The organism is Aurantimonas marina (assembly GCF_017183135.1).
Taxonomy (GTDB): Bacteria; Pseudomonadota; Alphaproteobacteria; order Rhizobiales; family Rhizobiaceae; genus Aurantimonas; species Aurantimonas marina.
Genome location: NZ_JADDXW010000002.1, coordinates 273399 through 293675, shown reverse-complemented (window position 1 = coordinate 293675; position 20277 = coordinate 273399). Strand labels below are relative to the sequence as shown.

Below are 20277 nucleotides of genomic sequence, written 5' to 3'. Positions count from 1 at the left end.
GGGATTGGATTGGATCGTGCGGGGCGCCAGTCGATCGTTCGCTCCGTCGGCTCATGACCGAGCGTGGTCTCACGGATAAAACCGGTAGCTCTTGGCGATCTCGCCGGCGAGGCGGTTGTTGTCAAGAATGAAGGCTTCCAGGAACTCGTGCAGCCCGCCGTCGATGATCTCCTTCACGGAATTGTCGGCCAGCCGCTGCTTGATCGCCCCTGCGGTGAGATAGCAGGGGTGCTGCACCTCGTAGTTGCGGTTGAGATATTTCAGGCTCTCCTCGATGCAGTCGTAGCAATAGGCGAGCGAGCGCGGCAGCCGCCGGTTGAGCATCAGGAAGTCGATGATGTTCACCGCCTTGTAGTCGGCATCGTATTCCCAGGCGTAGGAACGGTGCGCCGAGACCGAGCGTAGGATCGACGTCCACTGGAAATTGTCCAGCGAAGAGCCGACCGAGGAGTGCTCGGGCAAAAGCACCCAATATTTGACGTCGAGGATGCGGGCGGTGTTGTCGGCGCGCTCGAGGAAGGCGCCGAGATGGCAGAAGTCGAAGATCTCGTTGCGCAGCATGGTGCCGTAGAAGGCGCCGCGGATCAGTGCGGTCTGCCGCTTGACGAGGTCGAGAACCGTCTGCAGTCGGCGCGGATCGAGCGGTCGCTGGAGTTCGGCTTTCGTGATCAGCCAGCTCTCGTTCAGCGTCTCCCACAGATCGCGGGTGAGGGCGGTCCGCACCATCCGACCGTTGGTGCGGGCGGTCTCGATCGACGAGCGCACGCTCGATGGGTTGTCGCGGTCACGCAGGAGGAAGTCGACGATCGTGTCCGGGTCGAGTTCGGCGTGCTTGGCGCGATAGGCCGCTTCGACGCCGGCCGAGACAAGCACCGACTGCCATTCGTCCGGTTCCGCCGACAGGTTGGTGAGCGACAGCCGCTGTCCGGCATCGACGAGGCGGGCCATGTTTTCGGCGCGTTCGATGTAGCGGAACATCCAGAACAGGCCGTTGGCGGTGCGTCCGAGTAGTGCCATGTTCAGTCCCTCAAAACCCAGGTGTCCTTGGTGCCGCCGCCTTGGCTGGAATTGACCACCAGCGAGCCGTTTTTGAGGGCGACGCGGGTCAGGCCACCGGGGATGATCCGGACCTTGTCGGATACGAGAACGAAGGGACGAAGGTCGACATGACGGGGGGCCAGCCCCTGGTCGACCAGGATTGGGACGGTGGAGAGCGCCAGCGTCGGCTGCGCGATGTAGTTGCCGGGCCGGGCCCGCAGCTTGGCGGCGAAGCTTTCGCACTCGGCCTTGGACGCAGCCGGTCCGACCAGCATGCCGTAGCCACCGGAGCCGTGGACCTCCTTGACGACGAGGTCTTGGAGATTGTCGAGCACATAGGCGAGGCTGTCTTCCTCGGCGCAGCGCCACGTCGGAACGTTCTCCAGGAGCGCCGGCTTACCGGTGTAGAACTCGACGATCTCAGGCATGTAGGAATAGATCGCCTTGTCGTCGGAAATGCCGGTGCCGGGGGCGTTGGCGATAGTGATGCCGCCGTTCTTGTAGACCTCCATGATGCCGGGGATGCCGAGCATGGAATCGGGTCGGAACGTCTTGGGATCGAGATATTCGTCGTCGACGCGCCGGTAGAGGACGTCGATCGGCGTGTAACCTTCCGTCGTGCGCATCTGGATGCGCCCGTCGATTTCCTTGACGTCGGAGCCTTCGATCAGTTCGACGCCCATCTGATCGGCGAGGAAGGCGTGTTCGTAATAGGCCGAATTGTGGATGCCCGGGGTCAGGACGGCGATGGTGCAGGGGCCGTCGCATGCGGCGGGCGCGACGGCGGCGAGCGAGCGGCGCAGATGATGGGGATAGGTTTCGACCGGACGCACCCGGTTCTGCGCGAACAGCTCGGGAAACATCTGCATCATCGTTTCCCGGTTCTCGATCATGTACGAGACGCCGGACGGGGTGCGGGCATTGTCCTCCAGAACGTAGAACTCGTTCTCTGCAACCCGCACGATGTCGGTGCCGATGATGTGGGTGTAGACGCCGCCGGGTGGGCTGAAGCCTTCCATCTGCGGCAGATAGGCTTCGTTGCCAGCGATCAGCCGCTCCGGCACCTTGCCGGCCTTCACGATCTCCTGGTCATGGTAGATGTCATGCAGAAAGGCGTTTAACGCCTGGACCCGCTGCTCGATTCCCTCCGCCAGTTTTTCCCATTCGGCGCGGGCTATGATCCGCGGTACCAGGTCGAAGGGGATCAGACGTTCGGCCGCCTCGTCCTCACCATAGACGTTGAAGGTGATCCCGGTGCGGCGGAAGAAGCCTTCCGCCTCGTGGGCTTTGGCCGCCAGTTCCTCGACGTTTTGCTCGCGGAACCATTGGTTGAACCGTCCGTAGGGTTCGCGGACCTCATCCGGTCCAGAAAGCATTTCGTCGAACGGTTCCACCGGCATCCTCCAGTCGGGTTCCCCCTAGAGAGAAAGCGGAACCCCGGAAAATCAAGACTTGACGGCCAGAAGATCGGCAAATGCGCAGGACTTGGATGGTATGCCGCGGTCGCCGGGCGCCCACTTTCTCGGCCGGCCCGACCGTAGCGCTACGATCCTCGCCGCCCTCCGCGTGGATCACTGCGGCGAGCCGAGAAACAGAACCGCGTACATATTATCGTCCGATGCTCTAAATAGGACAGGCAGAATGCCAGCGTGCAACGGAAGTATCTCATGAGTTTCGCAGACATCGTCAGCTTCGCCGGGTTTCTGGCGCTGGTATGCGCCGTTGGCCTCAGCGGCGTGATCTTCAAGCCGGGCGCTTGGTACCGTCGTCTCGACAAGCCCTCCTGGACGCCGCCGAATTGGGCTTTTCCGGTCGTCTGGTCGGCACTTTACCTGATGATCGCGATCGCCGGATGGCGGGTCTTTGATACGGCCGGCCTGGCGACGCTCCCGTTCATCTTCTACGCCGTGCAACTCGTCCTCAACGCGGCGTGGTCGCCCCTGTTCTTCCGCCTGCACCGGCCCGATCTCGCATTTGTCGATATCACGCTGTTGGCGATCGCCGTCGCGGCGAACATCGTGCTGTTCTGGTCCATCGACGCTGTCGCCGGCTTGCTGCTGGTCCCGTATCTCATCTGGGTCTGCGTCGCCGCCGGCCTCAATCTTTCGGTCTGGCGCAGGAACCCCGGCGCGTTCTCGCACGCGTGACGCGGCTGCGCAGATCCGGGCGAATACGTGCTTCGCTCAATTTCTGCTTCCGTTTCGGGGATAAAGCGGCCAGAACCCTTTCTCATTTTCGTTGAACCAAGCGGGGATTTCCATGCGCTTTGCCAGCTATCCGAGCCTTGAGGGCGCCAGCGTCATCGTCACCGGCGGCGCCTCCGGCATCGGCGCCGAGATGGTCCGCGCCTTCGCCGCGCAGGGCTCGAAGATCGGCTTTGTCGATCTCGACCGCGAGAAGGGCGAGGCGCTTGCCGCCGAGCTGGTCGCCGATGGCCGGACCGTCACGTTCCAGGCTTGCGACCTGCGCGATATCGCTGATCTGCGACGCGCCTTTGCGACACTTGCCGAAGCGCACGGGCCCGCCACCGTCCTCGTCAACAACGCCGCCCGCGACGACCGGCACGGCTGGGAGGATCTGACGCCGGAGTATTTCGACGAACGCATCGCCACCAATCTGCGCCACATGCTGTTCGCCATCCAGGCGGTCGCGCCGGGAATGATCGCCGCCGGCAAGGGCTCGATCGTCAATATGGGATCGAATTCCTGGTGGGAGGCGGGTGGCGGCATGCCGGCCTATACGACCGCCAAGGCTGCGGTCCATGGCATGACCCGTTCCTTCGCCCGCGATCTCGGCGAGCACCGCATCCGGGTCAACACCGTGGTGCCCGGCTGGGTGATGACCGAGCGGCAGAAGCAATTGTGGGTGACCGAGGAGGCGATCGAGAAACACCGCGCGCGGCAATGCCTGCCGGACCTGATCGAGCCGGTCTATCTCGCGCGAATGGTCCTGTTCCTGGCCTCCGACGATGCCGCGATGTGCACCGCCAACAACTACATGGTCGAAGCCGGCTCGATCTGAGCGAAGCACGAAGGCATCGGCTACGGTTGACGGCCGCCTCGATAGCGCATCCTATGGTTGTGTAACGTGAAGGGTTCGCCAACCACGAGGTCGGCTATGGCCGAGTTGCCCGACATCCCGAATGCCGGCGCGGGTGCGGCCGGAGGTGAGGCCGCCAACCTGCCGCACGCTCGGCTCGAAGGCATCGCCGAGCGCTATGGCACGCCCTGTTTCGTCTATGACGCGGCCGCCATGCGCCACGCAGCTGGGCGGTTGCGCGCGGCCTTTCCCGAGGGCGCCGCACTCTTTTACCCGGTCAAGGCCAATCCGAATCCTGCTATCGTCGGGCTGTTCGCCGCACTTGGCTTCGGGGCGGAGGTCGCCTCCAGGGGCGAGCTGGCATTGGCGATGGCGACGGGAATCCCGGCGAAACGGATCGTCTGGTCGGGGCCAGCCAAGACCGACGACGATCTTGGCGCGGCGGTCGCGGCCAGGATCTTCGCGCTGCAGGTTGAATCACCGGGCGAAATCCAACGGCTGGCGGCGATCGCGAGGCAGGTGGGACGCCCGGCCGCCGCGGTCTTGCGGCTCGATCTGCCACAGGATGCCGGCGCGCGGCGCGGCGACTGGGCGGGCGCCTCATCCTTCGGCATGGACGAGGCGACCGCCGCCGCGATCCTCGGAGTCCGAGACCGCCTGGCGCCGGTCGAGATCATCGGGTTTCACAATCATCCGACCTCGGGATCGCTCAACGCCGCCGATTTCGTCCGGCGCTTCGCGACCTTGATCGAGGCGGTTGGGCGTCTGTCGCAGGGGTTTGCTCCGCGCTTCGTCAATTTCGGCGGCGGCTTCGGCGCGCCGTTCTATGCCGACGACCCCGCCCTAGATCTCGACCCGATCGCGGCTTTCCTGCGAGGACCCGAGGTGCAAGCCGTGGTCGGGGACGCTCCGCCCCCGCAACTCGGCTTTGAGATGGGGCGATACGTCACCGGGCCGGCCGGCCGGTATCTCGCCCGCGTCGTCGCGGTGAAACGCACCGCGGGGCGGCGTTTCGCGGCGCTCGACGGTGGCATTCACCATCTGATGGTGGTCTCGGGCACGTTGCGCTTCCTGCGGCGGCCGGTCGCCGTCTCCGGCCCGCCGGCAGACGAAAGCAAGAGCGAGCCGACGGAACTCACCGGTCCGCTCTGCGCGCCGACCGACCGGCTGGCCAGCGCGGTGCCGCTCTCGAAGACCCTTGCGCCGGGCGGCCTCATCGTCTTTTCCGGCTGCGGCGCCTACGGCAAACAGGCGAGCCCGCTGAACTTCCTCGGCCACGACTGGCCGCCGGAGATCCTCGTCGACGGCGACCATGAACGTCTGATCGCCCGCCGGGTGCGGTTCGACGAGGTGCTGGCGCTGCAATCGCCGGACCATCCCGCCGCTGCCGGGCCGGGCCGGGTGCCGCCGTGACCTACCGGTCGCTGGAGCGGGCGAATGCCTATTTCTACGATCCCGCGCGTCGGGCCACCGCCGTCAGGCGCCATGGCGGCATCCGCTATCTCTCCTCGGGGGTCAATCACCTGAAGGCTCCGTCGGTTCTGCTCGACATCGCCGCCCGTGAGCTTAAAGAGCGGATGCTGGTCGAGAACTATACCGCGCCCGGCGGCGCGCCCGCCGTCGTCGCGGCGATCGCCTTCGAGACCCATGAGCGGATCGGCGCCGCCGCCTTCGGCGCGATCGGGCCGGCCAATATCGCGATCACCGCTGGCGCGACCGGCGCGCTCGCCTTCGCCTTTCGTTATCTCGCCGAGATCGCCGGGGCGCGGACGGCGCTCGTCCTCGGGCTGAACTACAGCTACTTCTCGACCATCTGCGACGAACACCGGATCGCCTATCGCACCTGCTGTTCCGAGGAACCGGACAGTATTCTGCCGAGCGCGGCGGAAGCCGTCGCGCTCGTCGCAAAGCTTCGCCCGGACATCGTGGTGCTGACCCAGCCGACCAACCCGTCCGGCGAAGTCTACAACGCGGAGGAACTGGACGCCGTCATCGCGGCGGTCGCGGCCACTGGAAGCTGGCTGGTGTTCGACGAGGTGCCCGATCTTGCCCATCCGGGCGAGGCCGATCGGCCGCATCCGTTGCCCGCGAAGGCGGAGGCCTTTCTGGAGCGGCTGATCTGGATCAACTCGTTTTCCAAGTCGCGCAGCCTTGCCGGCCTGCGGGCTGGCTGGCTGATCGCCGACCGGCCGGTCGTCGATTTCGTCCGTCGCCACAACGAACGGCTCCTCTGGTCGCCGGTCCACGCCGGGGCGAGCGCCCTGGTGCTCGACATGGTGCTGCGGGCCGCAGCGCGCCGGGTCCGGGCTGCTTCGCTCGTCGTGGGCGATCCGAAAGACGACGCGGCGATCGATCACCTGGTGGTGCGCGTGACACGGCGGGCCGGGCGTTATCTCAAGCTGTTCTCGCCATACTCTGACGACTTTTCCCGGCCCGGCGATCTCTGGGCGTTTCTCGACGCGGCCGTCGACTGGCCGCAGGCGTTTCGCCGTTACCAAGTCGATCTTTCCGCGACCGGCGCCATCTGCGCCGCCAACTGGCAGGCTTTCGAGGGGCGGCTCGGCGACCGGCTGCGATCGGTGATCGCCGCGCCGGCGGGCTTCAACCATTGTGTCAAATTCGACGGTGGTCGCGACGAATGGGCCTTCGCGCGCTACGCCTTCGACGACGCCGGCCTCGACTTCTACACCGAGAGCGTCTTCGCCGATTATGATCGCGAGGATTCCAGCGAGTATTGGGTGCGGATTTCGACGGCGAACCAGAAAGAGATTTTTGCGGCGGGTTGCGAGAAACTCTCAGATTTCCTCGACCGCGGGCATGGCGCCTGAGGCTGACAGACTGCCCGGCCGACGGTCTTCTCCGAGGATCAGCCGCTCGACCGCGCGGATCGCCGGGTCGCGGTGTTTGGCGAAGAAATGGTCGAAACTCGCCGCGAAACTGTCGAGCGAGGCGCGGCGCGGGTGGTCCATATGGGCCGAGAATATGCCGGGCAGGTCGCGAAACTCCGCGCCGCGCCGCATCAGCCGGTAGCCGAGTTCGATCGCCTCGGCGCCCCAGCGAAAGCCGAAGTCCTCGTCGTAACCGCCCGCCGCCTCGAACAGCGGTTTTGCTAGCGCAACGCCGGACCCCGAATAGCCGAGCCAGCGATGGGCGGCCGGACCGTTGGCGAGCGTGTCGCTCACCAGCCGCTCGAACCGGTTGCGGTGGACGCATTGACGGGCGATCGACGGCCAGTCATCGACGATGGCTTGGCGGGACACGAGCTGTTGGGTGAGCCGCGAATTGGGCTGGAGTGCCCGCCCGTCATAGCGGATGCCGCGTTCGGGATCGCGGAACGGCGCCAGATAGCGCAGCAGATAGACCGGCGCGCGGACCACGCGGTTCGGTTGGTCGGCAATATGGGCGAGGGCGGTCTCGAGATAGTCCGGCGACAGCAGCACGTCGTCATCCATGAACAGCATCATCGGAGCGAGCGCGGCGGCCGCGCCATGATTGCGCGCCGCCGCCTGACCCTTGGTGGCCATGCGCAGAAGGCGGACAGCCAGTCCCGCCGCGCGAACCGTTGCCACCGCCGCTTCGGTGCCGGCGGCTGGTCCGTCGGCGACGACGATGGTCTCGAAGCGACCCGGAGAAAGCGTCTGCGGGATCAGCGAATGCAGCGCCAGCACGAGCCGCTCCGGCTTGCCCGATGTCGGGATGATCACCGACAGGTCGGGAACGCCCATTCGTCTAGACGATCTTCGCCGGCATGGCCCCGGTCGGTCGCGCTGACGGCCGCGAGGCCGCACCCGGCATCGCCACCAGACCCGTCGGCTTGGGCGCGAGCCAGGCGTCGAGCCCTTCGGGGAACAGCTCGGTCTCGAACCCTTCGACGAAGCGGCGGGCGACGCCGTCGAGGCCTTCGGGGCGATGACTGGCGTTTTCCTGTTCCTGCGCTGCGTCGACAAGTTGCCGCATGAGCCCGGCGAGCGCGCCGCCGACGGAGCGCCGGAACGTCGCGATCCGTTTGATGCGGGCCAGGGCGTCGCCCCGACCGGTGTCGCGCGATGTCTCCCGCAGCGTCTTGAGCAGCGGCGGCAGCACTTCGTCGATCAGCACCGACCAGCGGTTCGCCTCGCCGTTCAACGCCGACCAGAAGGCCGCGACATGAGGGTCTTCGATCGGCGTTCGCTGATAGGTCGCGGCGGCGCACCAACGCGCCAGGCTACCGGGGTCGCCGGCGTCGACCGGCGGCAAATCCGGCTTGCCCCGGACATTGTCGTAGCGCCGCGCGGCGGCTGTGCCGCAATGCACCTTCAGCCGGTTGACCAGCCACAACGGCTGGTTCGAGCGCCACAGCCGCGTGCGCTCGATGAAGCCGATACTCTCCTCGACCTCGTCCAGGCCGGACTCCCAGTCGAGCAGGATCATGCTCGGCATCAGGTCGAGCTTGAGCTCGCGCGCCAACGCCACGGCCGCTTCGTTCTGTTCCACGGTCTGGCCTTTGGCCCAGCGCTTCAGCGTCTTGGTCGACCCGGATTCCAGACCGAAAAGGATCTGGTCGAAACCGGCCTCGCGCAGCCGGACCAGCGTTGCCGGCACCAGCGAATCGACCCGGCATTCGGCGTGAAAGTTGATCTTGAGGCCGCGCGCGAGGATTTCGTCGGCGAAGGCCAGCATGCGCCGGTTGCTCGCTTCGCCATAGCCGAGGAAATTGTCGTCGGCCATGTAGAAGCGCGTGACGCCGTGGTCGCGTGTCACCGCCTCGATCTCATCCACGACGCCGCGCGGGTCGCGCATCCGGTAGACGCCGTCCCTCATGCCGCGCACGATATTCGGTACCGTGCAGAAGGTGCAGAACGCCTTGCAGCCGCGCGATGTCGTCAGATAGGCGCTCGGCACCGGCAGGCCGCGCTGGCGGATCGCGGCGACGATGTCGCGGGCGGGATGCGGCAGCGTGTCGAGGTCGGCCGGCGTCGCGCGGGGATGCTTGACGATGCCGCCTTCCGAGCGGCGCACGAGCGAGGGAACCGCGTCCAGCGCGCAGCGCCCTTCGACAGCGTCGGCCAGCCGCGCCATCGCCGCTTCGCCTTCGCCCTCGACGACGGCGTCGATGAACGGAAAGGTGTCGAGCAGCAGCGCCGAGATCGCCGAGGCCAGCGGCCCGCCGAAGACGATGAAGGTTTCGGGCCTTGCGCGTTTCAGGGCCCGCGCGGCGGTCAGCGCGCTCTTCAGTTGCAAATCGTAGAGCAGCGAGAAGCCGGCGATATCGGGCGCGAAGGCGGTGAGCCGCGCGATCAGCGCCTTGTCGTCGAGCCCCTCGTTGCCGGCGCCGACGACCGCCACCCGGCGGCCTTCCCGGCGCAGCGTCGCCGCCAGATATTCGATGCCTAGGAACTCGCGCGACAGGGTGTAGTCGGTGCCGAAGGTGACGATGTCCCGGCAGATCTCCTCGAAGCTGCGCAGCATCCGCTCGCGGTGTTCGCGGTCGGGATCGTCGGTGAAGGGGTCCTCGCGCGGTCCGACGAGGGCGACCCGAAGCGGGGCGCCGGGCATCTAGGCCGTCGCGGCGCCGACCAGCGGCGTCGCCAGTTCGTCGCGGTGCCGGGCGAGATAGCCGGCCCAGAGCCGCACGGAGGCGAGGGCGGGGTCCATCAGCGCCTCGTCCGGCACGTCGATGTTCAATTCGGTCTCGACGTTGAGGATGAACTCGAGATAATCGACCGACGTCAGCCCGATCGCGCCGAAACTGTCGGTGCGCAGATCGGCGTCCCGCCGGACCATCTCGTTCGGCGCGCAGAGACTTTCGAGGATTTGCGCCAGTTGGTCCTCCAACTGGCGAGCCGCGATCCCGTCCTGGTTGGTTTCCATGCCGCCCACCCGTTTCTCCGACATATCCAACGGAAATACTATCTCTGGTTGCTTCGATATACAACCTTAGATAGCGTAACGGCATGAGACCTGCGGTTCGATGATTGCGGTTCAGACCGATCGCCTCCGGCGCGCCTGGGGCCGTTCGATGCTGCGCGAATTCGCGGCCAAGCAGCAGATCGTCGATCGCGGCCATGTCTTTTCGGATCTGGTTGATGATCGCGACGGGCGGCAGCTCCGCTCGCTGGCGGTTGCCTGCGAGGCGCTGGCCAGCGGGCGCTTCGATGCCGACAGCCTGGCGCGTCTGCTGCACAGCGAGGAGACATGCCTTGAGGCCTGCGCGGAACGGCTTGCCCAGGCGGCGCCGGGCGCCGGGGCGGAGCTTGCCGGCATGGCGCTGGCGCTGATCTATCTGCCCTTCGCGATCCCCGACACATTTGCCAGCCTGGCGTTAACGCCGCGCGACCTGCGCCAGGCGGCGAAACACGTCGACCCTGACCGCCGCCTGTCGCCGCGCACCCGGCTGTTTTTCGCTGACCGGCTGATGCGCAACCGGTCCGTGCAGGGATTGATCGCGGCGACGGGCGCCGCCGTGGCGCTGTACGAGAACGGCGGCGTAGGCGACGCGGCTTTCGACGTCGAGCCCGAACGGCTGCGGCGGCTGGCGGATTTCGCCGTGGCGCTGGCGGATCGTCCGGCTTTGTTCGCGGCCATGCTGCGCGCCTGCGACGAGGGCGACTGGCAACGGGTCGACGAACTCTGCCGCCATGTCGCGGGCGATACCGGGCGCGACGACGGTGAAAACGCCCGTCCGCCCTGGCTCGCCGATTGTCTTGTGCTGACATTGCTGCCGACCTGCGACACGATCGACGCCGCGGCGCGGCTTCTGGCCGTGGGGGCTGGGTCGACGGTCTACCGCTCGGCCGCGACGGTCACGGCCGACGCCGACCCCGACTCCGCTGGCGCAGCAAATCGCGCGCGGGCTTCGGCGGGCGCCTGAAGCGCTCGCGTCCGGGCGGCTTTCAGTTCGATCAGCCTTTGCCGCGCCGCCGGCGCGGCGACGAGCGGCATGACCGCCAGCTCCTCCAGATCGATCGCGCCGTCGAGATAGAGGTTGATGACATCCGCCTGGCTGAAGCAGCTGCGGCAGACCGGCACCCGCGGCGGGTCCCGCTGCATTAGATCGTAGAGCTTGTGCTCGCCGATCACGGCGCTCGCCGCGTCGATCCCGTCGCGGCGGACATTGGCGATCTCGGCCGTCCAGCCGACCGGGCAGGGGGTGATCGCGCCGGTGTCGAACAATTGCACGGCGGCGGCCGTCAGATGGCAGCGGTGACGGCGAACGCCGTTCTCCCGATCGAGAAAATCCGCCAGCCGGTGATAGTAGGCGGCGGGGCCGAGCACGGGGGCGAAGTCGCCGGGCAGGTTTCGCAGAGCCTCCGCGAAGGCCCACCGAGATGCCAGACCGAACAGCCGACCGGCATGGAAGCCGCGCACCGGAATCGGGATCAGCACCACCCGGCAGGGCAGCGTCGCGAGGAACGCCAGGAAGTCGCAAAGATGCGCCGCATTGGCATCGCTGACCACCATGGTGATCTCCAGCGGCCGGCCGGCGGCCGCGATCGCTTCCAGCGCCGCCATCACCCGTTCGCCGAGCCGGGGCGAGCGCCAGCGCATGGCGTTCATCTGAGGCGTGTGGCCGTCGAGCGAGAGGTTGAAGCCGACATTGCCGAGACCGGACAGGCGCGCGACGATCGCCGGCGTCAGTTCGGTGCCGTTGGTCAGCACCTGGACATGGGCGTAGCGCGCGGAAAGCTCCGTGACGAGATCGGCGGCATTGGCCAGCAGGAACAGTTCGCCGCCGCTGACCCTGATGACTGGCGCGTCGACATGACGGCGAAGCCCATCGAGCATGGCCAGGACATCGGGTACCGCGATCGATGCGCCGCGTTTCTTGGCCGACGCCGAGGTCGCCTCGCCGAAATCGCCCGCGTCGGCGACGCTGGTGCAATAGCTGCATTTCAGGTTGCACCAGTTCCCCGCGACAATCAGGTCATGATAGAGGAACCGCTTCATTTCGGCCTCCTGTCTCGTGGAACACGATGGCATGGGCCTTGAAAATCTGCAACCGTGGGTTACATGTCAGTCAAGCGCGCGTCCTGGCACGCTGCGCCTCGAAGACGGGGCGATGTCCATCTCGTAGACGATATGTTTTTCCTCAAAGCCGGCCAGACGGTAAAGCGCGCGCATCGCATCGTTGGAACTGGCCGTGCGCCCGACGATCCGGGTGTAGCCGGCCTCCCGGCAATGGTCGAGGACGGCGCGCAAGAGTGCGATCGCGGCGGTGGGGCCAGCCCGTTCGCTATCGACGTACATCGAGCGGAAGTCGGCGTAGGTGTCGCCGGTGATGAAGTTCTGGCGCGGCGCCATCCAGACCCAGCCGACGATACGTCCGTCCTGTTCGGCCACCTTGGTCCAGTCGCCGCCATATTTGATCAGCTTGGTCAGCTTCTTGCGGTAGTGCGCCGGGTCGGTGACCGCTTCGTCGGCGAAGGATTTCACGGCGATGGCGGCTTCGAATCCCGCGACCGCCTCGACATCGGACAGGCGAAATTCGCGCAAGACGAGGCCGCTCGGTGCGGCTGCGGCGGGTGGACGGTCGGCCATGACGGGGCGCTCCGGTCGTCGACAGGAACCGCGCAACTGTCGCGCGCGGGTGGTGGCGCGGGGTTGCGGCCCGCATGGCGCGTGACTATAGCGAGCCGAGCGAATTGAACAGGGCCGATGGCGGCACTGGCATTCGCCCTCGCAATCATAAGGTGCAATCATGCGAATACGCCAAGTCCTCGCCGACATGCGCGACTGTTCGGCCGCGATCGAGGACGATGTGGCGCTGCGCGACGCGGCGCTCGCCGGGGCGAAAGCCGGCGGCGCGACGATCATCGGCGAGCATGCCCAGCGCTATGTCCCGCACGGCATCACGCTGGTGGTGTTCCTCGCCGAGTCGCACATCATGTTGACCACCTGGCCGGAATATAAAATGGTGCTGGTCGACGTGCTGTTGTGCAATCCGGACATGGACGAGGATGCGACGATCGATGAGATCGCGCGGCTTCTGTGCCCGGACGGGCTGGTCGAGCGCAGCTACGTCACCCGGCAGATCGAGCCGCTCCAGCCGTGACCGCTCACCGCGATGCCGAGGGATAGCCAGGCGCCATCCTGGTGGTGGTTCGCGCCGGCCGCCGCGCCGCCGGATGCCGCAGCCATCCGCGAGGCGGCCGAGGCCGGGCGCGGCGCCATGTCGCGCTGTCTGCGCGCAGCGCGTGAGCGGCTGGGGACGGCGCGGGCCGCTTCATTGCTGCGTGAGGCCGAGACCGTCGCCGCGCTGCGTCCTGCGCGGTTCTTCCTCGTCACCTCCTATCAGCCGCGCGCCATCGATGACGCGCTGCGTCTTGCCTTCGCGATCGCCGGCTTCGCCCTTGAGACCGTCGCGGTGGAGGGGCTGGCCGAGGCCCGTGACCGGGCGCGGGACGCGGCCGGGCAGGGGCGTTTCGACGGCGCCATCCTCTCCATCGCCGCGACCGGCACGAAAACCGTTCACGACGAAACCGCGCGAGTCGCGGCAAGCCTCGCCGAAACCCTGCAATGCCCCGTCGCGATCGTCGGCGAGACGGATGCGGCCGGGACGGGCGACGCCGGCACCGGTGTTTTCCATTGTCCGGTGGCGCCGGAGCTTGCCGACAACGCGCCGCTGTTCGACACGCGCTTTGCCGCCAGCCTCGGCACCATCCCGTCAGAGCGCGGCGCCGATGCCATCGCCGATACCGCCGCCGGCTTTATAGCCGGGATCGCCGGCACCGCGCCGAAGCTGCTGATCACCGATCTCGACGATACGCTGTGGCGCGGCGTCGCCGGCGAAAATGGCGATCTGGCGCTGCACGCGACTTACGCGGCGGCGCTTGCCAATCTCTCGGAGCGCGGTCTGGTGATCGCGGCGGCAAGCCGTAACGAGGCCGAGGTGGCGCGGGGCGCGCTCGCCGATCTCGCCCATGACGCGCCGTCCGGCGTTCCGCGCTTTGCCGCCCTGGCGGTCGACTGGGCCGACAAGGCGGATCTGGTCGCCGCCCTTCTCGACCAGCTTGGGCTGGCGGCCGAACACACGCTCCTCATCGACGACGATCCGGTCAATTGCGCGCGGGTCGCGGCGCGGTTTCCGGCGATGGACGTGCGGCGCTTCGCCGATCCGGATGGCTTCGCGGCAATGCTGCTCGCCGATCCGCTGCTGGCCGTGGGGGAACGGCCGGTGCCCTTGGAAACCCGTGCCGCGCATTATCAGCGCCGCGCCGAGGTCGAGCGCCTGCGCGCCACCGAGACCGACGCGGCGGCGTTCCTCGCACGCCTCGAAACCCGGCTCACCATCCTGCCGCTCGATGCGGCGAGCCGGCCGCGCGCGGCGGAACTGGCGCGGCGGGTCAACCAGTTCGTGCTCACCGCCGAGCGGCCCAACGAGATGGAACTCAGCCGGCGAAGCAGTGCCCTCGATTTCCTGGTGCGGCTCGACGATGTCTTCGGCGGCCACGGCATCGTCGGGCTGCTTCTTGCCGATCGCGCGGACGAGGCGGTCGTCATCCGCAATCTCTATCTCTCCTGCCGGGCCTTGCAGCGGCGGGTCGAGACGGCGATGCTCGCGGTGCTTTGCCGGCGCGCGGCGGCGCTGGGCGCGCGGCGGGTCGGCGGGACGGTCGAGCAGATGGAACGCAACCGCCCGGCGCGGGGCCTGTTCGCCGCGGCCGGCTTCCGCCAGGACGGCGGCCGCTGGGTTCTCGATCTCGACCCGGCGGATAACGCGGCCGGCGTGGCGGCTCCCGACGGGCTGACGATCGACGATCGCACGGAGGGATCATGAGACGAGGGACGAGGCCATCATGACGACCCTGACCGACAGCGACATCGAATCCCGCGTCGCCGCGCTCGTCGCCGACGTGCTGGGCGTTGATCCGGGTGCGATCACGCCCACGACCCGCACTGACGAGGTCGCGGCCTGGGATTCCTTCGCCCTGGTGCGCATCGTCTTCGCGCTGGAGGCCGAATTCGGTGTCCGCCTGACCATGGCCGAGATCGAGGTGATCGACGGCGTCCCCGCGCTGGTGGCGGCGGTGCGGCGGGGCAGTTCGGCGGGCGCATAGGGAGGCGGACGGCATCACCTGCCTCGTCATCCTCGGCCGCAAGCCGGGATCCATGCCAGATCGTTGCCGCCGCCAGACCGGTCCCGGAAATACGCGTCTCTTCCGTCACCCGAGCGGCCACGACCCGCGCGGAGGCATGGATCCCCGCGCAAGCGCGAGGATGACGAAGTGCAGAGGGCTGCTGCCTTTTTCCTCGGAAGGGAGCAAGACGCGCGTCATCGCCCGCACCGCGTTCACGGCCGGCGTATGCATTCCCCGACACTGGCTCCTCCTTCCGCTTCGTCTGCCTTGTCCAATTGATGCCGCCCTTACAAGCGGCGGGACGCCGGAGGCGAACCCTCCGACTGTTTTACGTCATACGGTCCGCCTCCGGCATCCCGCGCGGCGTTTGACCAACCCTTCGACATGGCGCCCCCCGCACTTTCATGGGGCGCCATGCGCTGCCGGCTGTTCGGCCCTTGCGGGGCCTCAAGCGGACCGATCCGCAGACCCCTCGTTAGTGGGGGACGGTCCGGCGGAGCAAAGGGTCGTCCGGGCCGGGCACTTCTCCGGAAGAAGCCCCGTCGCGGACACCGCCCGCCAGGGATTTCTCCCCTTGGCCCAACGAACGATCCCGGTGATCATTCGCGCCCGTTCCGTGGGCCGGCGGTGAGGCAAGTATGCGGGAGGCGGAAAGGGTGGGGAGAAATTTTTTGGGCGGCGGCGGATTTGGGCCGGAAGCGGCCTGGCATCTTCTCAGCAATGGCCGTCAGGAAGCTGCCTGTCCGGTTCTGGCCTGTGCTAATGAAAAGCGGACCTATCCCTGACGATCCTCGGTGGCAGCAACTGGGCCCCAGCGGTCACTGGCTGAGCCCTAGTGTTCCACGCAAAAGCAAGCGCATTCGCCGGAGGCTCTGCGTCGAACAGGGACGCTAATCGCCACACTTGTCTTATGTTAAGTGTTGCCTTACACCATACAAACTGCGAGATCAGCCCCTAGCCGAGGACGCCCAACGTGACAGACACCCCACAGCATCCCGGCCTGTGGTTCCGCGAGACCTATCTCGCTCCGCGCAAGATCAATGTCACAGAGGCGGCCAAGCTCATAGGCATCAGCAGGCCGGGGGTGTCCAACTTCCTGAACGGTAAGGTATCGGCCACTGACCATATGGCCTCGCGGATCGAGGCTGCGTTCTCCATCCCGAAAGCGACCCTTCTCAAGATGCAGGCCGAACACGACGCTGCAGCCGCCGCCACGGAAGGGGCTCCAGCCGGCACAAAGCGATATGTCCCGCCCTTCCTTGCGATCAAGGCAAATGAGATCGTGGCATGGGCGGACCACAACATACCGGCCCGGATTCGCCTCTCCGTGCTGCTGCGCACACTTGTCCATTCGACAGGCGCCGGACTCGGGCAGGTGGACTTCCCCGGCAATGATGACGCTGAGCGTCCGGGTTGGGACGGGTTTACCAGGGCCACGGCCGGCACGCCGTGGGTCCCAGCGGGCGAGTCGGGCTGGGAATTTGGTGTCACCCAGGACGTTAAGAGAAAGGCGGACGGCGACTTCGCCAAGAGTGTCAAGGCTCACAAGCCTGCTGAGCGGAAGAACATCACCTTCATCTTTGCTACCCCGCGCCGCTGGCCCGGGAAAGATGAATGGATCAAGGAGATGCGTTCCAAGAAACTCTGGCGGGATGTCAGGGCTTATGACGCCAGCGACCTCGAGCAATGGCTCGAGCAGTCGCCATCGGCGCAGGCGTGGTTCGCGGGTGAAGCGCTGAGGCCTTCGCAAGGGGCGAAATCGCTCGACAAGGCGTGGGACGAATGGGCAGGCGTCGCCAACCCATCACTTGCGCCCGAACTCTTAGCAACGGCGACGGAATCGGCTGTGCCGAAACTGAAAGCCTTCCTCGCCAAGCCGGCCGGCGCTCCGTTCGTAATTTCAGCGGATTCCGTTGAAGAGGCGCTGGCGCTGCTGGCGCAGGCATTTGGGAACGCCGAGCTGCTCGCGGACCGAGACCGCGTGTTGGTTTTCGATCAGACAGGAACGCTCCCCAAGCTCGCGCAGGGCACCCAGGACTTTATCGCCGTCGTGCATACGCGGGACGTCGAGAAGGAGCTCGGTCCCCTCGTCCACAAGCTGCGCTCCATCGTGATTTATCCCAGGAATGCGACCAACGAAGATCCCGACATAACGCTGGAGCCGGTCGGGTACGAAGTCTTCCAAAAGGGCCTCGAAGCGATGGGGATGGAGCGCGACGACATCAAGCGGCTGGAACATGAATCTGGCCACTCGCTCACCGTGCTCCGCCGCCGGCTCGCAAAGGTTGAAGGTGTAAGGACGCCGGGCTGGGCGTCCGATCCCCACTTGGCTGCCTCCCTCGTCCCGCTCGTTCTGGTCGGCGCATGGAATTCGTCCAACGTGTCGGACAAGGAAGCGGTGAGTTTGCTCACTGGAGGAACTCTCTCCTATGACGATATTGAACGTCGCCTGCAGGACTTGCTCCGCGTCAATGACTCTCCGGTCTGGTCAGTAGGCACTTATCGCGGCGTCATCTCGAAGATCGACGCTCTGTTCGCGATCGCCTACGCCATCACCCTTTCCGATCTGGAGCACTTCCTCGGCTTGGCGAGAATCGTGCTCAGCGAGGATGATCCTTCGCTCGATATCCCTGAGAAAGATCGCTGGTGGGCCGATGCCCAAGGCAAACGCCGCGAATTTTCGGGCGCGCTACGAAGTGGCTGTGGTGAAACTCTGGTGCTGCTGGCGGTTCACGGCAAGCACCTCTTTGGAAGCCGGTTTGGCTTTGACGGCGCGTTGCAGGCTGATCGCCTAGTGCGTGATGTGCTACTGCCGCTGACGACACGCAAACTCGAAGCAAACGACCGCGACCTTCCCATCTATGCGGAGGCCTCGCCGGACGCCTTCCTAAAAATTCTCGAAGATGATCTTCGCGAAGACAACCCCGAAGTGTTCGGGCTGCTCCGTCCGGTGGACGATGGTCTTCTAGGGGTTGCAATCGTACGCACAGGACTGCTCTGGGCACTTGAGGGGCTTGCCTGGAGTAAGGAGACTTTTCTCCGTACCGTTCTGGTTCTGGGAAAGCTTTCGGAGGTCGAGCTCAAGGACAATTGGTCCAACAAACCAATCAACTCACTCGGCGGGATTTTCCGATCATGGATGCCGCAAACCGCGGCGGCGCATGACGAGCGGGTCCGCGCCGTAGCGAAGCTGATGGAAAAATACCCGCGTGCCGGCTGGAGCGTTGTGACTGGCCAGTTCGGCACTTACGGCGACGTCGGCGACTACTCCCACAAGCCTAAGTGGCGCTCCGATGGCTACGGCGCAGGCGAGCCCTTCAAAATGATGGGACCGGCCTACGAATTTCAAAAGGCCATGGTAGAGATGGCGCTGTCGCAGCCAGCATATACTGCGGCGATGATCTGCGACCTGATCGAGCGGCTCCACATTCTCGGTGCCGACTACCAGGAGCAGGTGTGGGACATCCTCAAAGCTTGGCATGCCATCGAGCCGAGTGATGACGACATCGCTGTAGTACGCGAGAAGATTCGCGTAACCGTTCTCTCGCGCCGGGGGCGGAAACGCGGCTCCACTGCTGACTTTGCTGCGCTCTCGCGAACGGCGCGAAATGTCTACGATTCCCTCGAGCCCGCCGACGTTGTCAGCAAGCATGAGTGGCTATTCCGCCAGGCGTGGGTCGAAGAATCCGCAGATGAGCGTGAGGAAGCTGATTTCGACTTTCGCGCACGCGAAGAAAGGATCGAGAAGCTGCGGATCGACGCGCTCCGAGCGATCTACGAAAGCCGCGGTCTGGACGGCATCTTCGCGCTGGCCGAAAAAGGCAGCGCCCAAGGCCAGATTGGCGCTCACTTCGTCAAAAACGTACTGAGTAGAGAGGGTATTGCTACCTTCATCATCGAGGCGCTGCGTCCGGGCGCGAACCAGCTTTCCAATGAGCGCCAGAACTTGGTGTTCGGATCGCTGAGAGGCGTACCGCTCGAAGACCGCGAGAAATTGATGAGGGCTGTTCTGGCAGACCTCGAAGAATCAGACCGGGTGCGACTCTTGCTACTAGCGCTCTACGAGCCGGCGACGTGGAGCCATGTCGATGCCTTATCTACGAAAGGCCAAGCTGACTACTGGCAGGCCGTGCATCCGACATGGATTTGGGATTCTGAGGACGACAACAACGAGTCCGTAGAACGGCTCTTGCGCGCCAAACGCCCGCGCGCCGCTTTCGCCGCCATTGACTTCAAGCTCGCGGCCGTGAGGCCCGCGCTGCTAGTCGAAATCCTTCGGGGGATCGCCCAGAGTGGAAATGACAAACCCGGCGAGTACCAGCTGAGTAGCCATCACCTCAAAGAGGCGTTCGCCCTGCTAGATGGCAATCCCGATGTGACGCTCGATGAGAAAGCCGGATTGGAATTCGCGTATATTGACGTGCTGACGGAGGCGTTCGGCCGTAAGAAAGGCAACATCATCAATCTGGAGCGCTATGTCGAAACCCACCCTGAGATGTGGGTTCAGGCTCTAGCCTGGGCAACTCGGCGAAAGAGTGGCGGCGAAGACCCGCCCGAATACATGATGCCCGAAGGCAGGCACGATCTGTCGCAAAAAGGCTATAGCTTGCTGAACCGGATGAAGAGAATCCCCGGACACGACGCAAATGACGATCTAAGCAAGGCAGAGCTCTCAGCTTGGATCGCAAAAGTTCGAGAAACCAGCGCCACGATTGATCGCCTCGACATCTGCGACGTCTATATAGGACACCTTTTCGCACTTGCGCCAACAGGGGACGATGGTATTTGGCCATGCGAGCCCGTGCGAAACGTCATGGAGGAGCTTCAGTCCGAGAAGATTTTCGAAGGCGCACACGCCGGTCTCTACAATCTACGCGGCGTCCACTGGCGCGGGGAAGGCGGGGAGCAGGAACGCGAACTCGCTCACAAGTATCGAGACTGGGCCGATGCACTGCAATTCACGCATCCCATGCTCTCCTCCTCGCTGCTCAGAGGGATGGTCAAGACGTATGAGAGGGAAGCGAACCAACACGACACTGAGGCCGGGGTTCGACGCCGCTTGCGCCACTAGGAAGTTCGCTGGACCAGCGCCTCGTGGCTTGCTGCTAGTGGCGCCAAGGTGCCGCTAGGTGCAGCCTTGGAT

The 20277-nt window shown here is 65.6% G+C and carries 16 protein-coding genes; 9 read left to right on the top strand and 7 right to left on the bottom strand.

Annotated features, from left to right (window positions below; all coding sequences use genetic code 11):
• Positions 1–69: 69 nt before the first annotated feature.
• Both ING15_RS04160 and ING15_RS04155 read right to left on the bottom strand, forming a co-directional pair.
• Positions 70–1017, bottom strand: coding sequence for an alpha-E domain-containing protein (locus tag ING15_RS04160; RefSeq protein WP_206453515.1), 948 nt, complete (start codon positions 1015–1017; stop codon positions 70–72).
• A gap of 2 nt (positions 1018–1019) precedes the next feature.
• On the bottom strand, positions 1020–2414 hold the full coding sequence (locus ING15_RS04155) for a circularly permuted type 2 ATP-grasp protein (protein WP_206453570.1): 1395 nt from the start codon (positions 2412–2414) through the stop codon (positions 1020–1022).
• 291 nt (positions 2415–2705) lie between these two features.
• Here ING15_RS04155 and ING15_RS04150 point away from each other — a divergent pair, with 291 nt between their 5' ends.
• The 4 genes from ING15_RS04150 to ING15_RS04135 all read left to right on the top strand — a co-directional run bounded on the left by ING15_RS04150 (position 2706) and on the right by ING15_RS04135 (position 6905).
• Positions 2706–3185: a TspO/MBR family protein gene (locus ING15_RS04150; protein ID WP_206453514.1), complete on the top strand. Its 480-nt coding sequence runs from the start codon at positions 2706–2708 to the stop codon at positions 3183–3185.
• Positions 3186–3297: 112 nt separating this feature from the next.
• Positions 3298–4059, top strand: coding sequence for an SDR family NAD(P)-dependent oxidoreductase (locus tag ING15_RS04145; protein ID WP_206453513.1), 762 nt, complete (start codon positions 3298–3300; stop codon positions 4057–4059).
• Between the two features lie 96 nt (positions 4060–4155).
• Positions 4156–5490 (top strand): type III PLP-dependent enzyme domain-containing protein, encoded by a 1335-nt coding sequence (locus ING15_RS04140; protein ID WP_206453512.1) that lies wholly within the window; start codon positions 4156–4158, stop codon positions 5488–5490.
• Entirely contained in the window at positions 5487–6905 is a 1419-nt protein-coding gene (locus ING15_RS04135) for a pyridoxal phosphate-dependent aminotransferase (RefSeq protein ID WP_206453511.1), read from the top strand. Before ING15_RS04140 ends, ING15_RS04135 begins: the two co-directional genes overlap by 4 nt.
• Here ING15_RS04135 and ING15_RS04130 read toward each other — a convergent pair.
• From ING15_RS04130 to ING15_RS04120, 3 genes are read right to left on the bottom strand one after another with little or no spacing between them, the layout of a single operon-like run.
• Positions 6873–7802: a glycosyltransferase family 2 protein gene (locus ING15_RS04130; RefSeq protein ID WP_206453510.1), complete on the bottom strand. Its 930-nt coding sequence runs from the start codon at positions 7800–7802 to the stop codon at positions 6873–6875. The two genes, ING15_RS04135 and ING15_RS04130, sit on opposite strands and share 33 nt — an antisense overlap.
• A gap of 4 nt (positions 7803–7806) precedes the next feature.
• On the bottom strand, positions 7807–9612 hold the full coding sequence (locus tag ING15_RS04125) for a B12-binding domain-containing radical SAM protein (RefSeq protein ID WP_206453509.1): 1806 nt from the start codon (positions 9610–9612) through the stop codon (positions 7807–7809).
• Positions 9613–9927: an acyl carrier protein gene (locus tag ING15_RS04120; RefSeq protein WP_206453508.1), complete on the bottom strand. Its 315-nt coding sequence runs from the start codon at positions 9925–9927 to the stop codon at positions 9613–9615.
• Between the two features lie 100 nt (positions 9928–10027).
• Here ING15_RS04120 and ING15_RS04115 point away from each other — a divergent pair, with 100 nt between their 5' ends.
• Positions 10028–10927 (top strand): hypothetical protein, encoded by a 900-nt coding sequence (locus ING15_RS04115; RefSeq protein WP_206453507.1) that lies wholly within the window; start codon positions 10028–10030, stop codon positions 10925–10927.
• Here ING15_RS04115 and ING15_RS04110 read toward each other — a convergent pair.
• Together ING15_RS04110 and ING15_RS04105 are read right to left on the bottom strand one after the other, a co-directional pair.
• Positions 10840–12003, bottom strand: coding sequence for a radical SAM protein (locus tag ING15_RS04110; RefSeq protein WP_206453506.1), 1164 nt, complete (start codon positions 12001–12003; stop codon positions 10840–10842). The genes ING15_RS04115 and ING15_RS04110 overlap by 88 nt on opposite strands.
• Before the next feature lie 66 nt (positions 12004–12069).
• Positions 12070–12594, bottom strand: coding sequence for a GNAT family N-acetyltransferase (locus tag ING15_RS04105; protein WP_206453505.1), 525 nt, complete (start codon positions 12592–12594; stop codon positions 12070–12072).
• Between the two features lie 160 nt (positions 12595–12754).
• Here ING15_RS04105 and ING15_RS04100 point away from each other — a divergent pair, with 160 nt between their 5' ends.
• From ING15_RS04100 to ING15_RS04085, 4 genes are all read left to right on the top strand, one after another.
• Entirely contained in the window at positions 12755–13108 is a 354-nt protein-coding gene (locus ING15_RS04100) for an S-adenosylmethionine decarboxylase family protein (RefSeq protein ID WP_206453504.1), read from the top strand.
• Positions 13109–13120: 12 nt separating this feature from the next.
• Entirely contained in the window at positions 13121–14833 is a 1713-nt protein-coding gene (locus tag ING15_RS04095) for a hypothetical protein (RefSeq protein ID WP_206453503.1), read from the top strand.
• Between the two features lie 19 nt (positions 14834–14852).
• Entirely contained in the window at positions 14853–15113 is a 261-nt protein-coding gene (locus ING15_RS04090; RefSeq protein ID WP_206453502.1) for an acyl carrier protein, read from the top strand.
• 994 nt (positions 15114–16107) lie between these two features.
• Entirely contained in the window at positions 16108–20205 is a 4098-nt protein-coding gene (locus tag ING15_RS04085; RefSeq protein ID WP_206453501.1) for a helix-turn-helix transcriptional regulator, read from the top strand.
• Positions 20206–20277 lie beyond the last annotated feature (72 nt).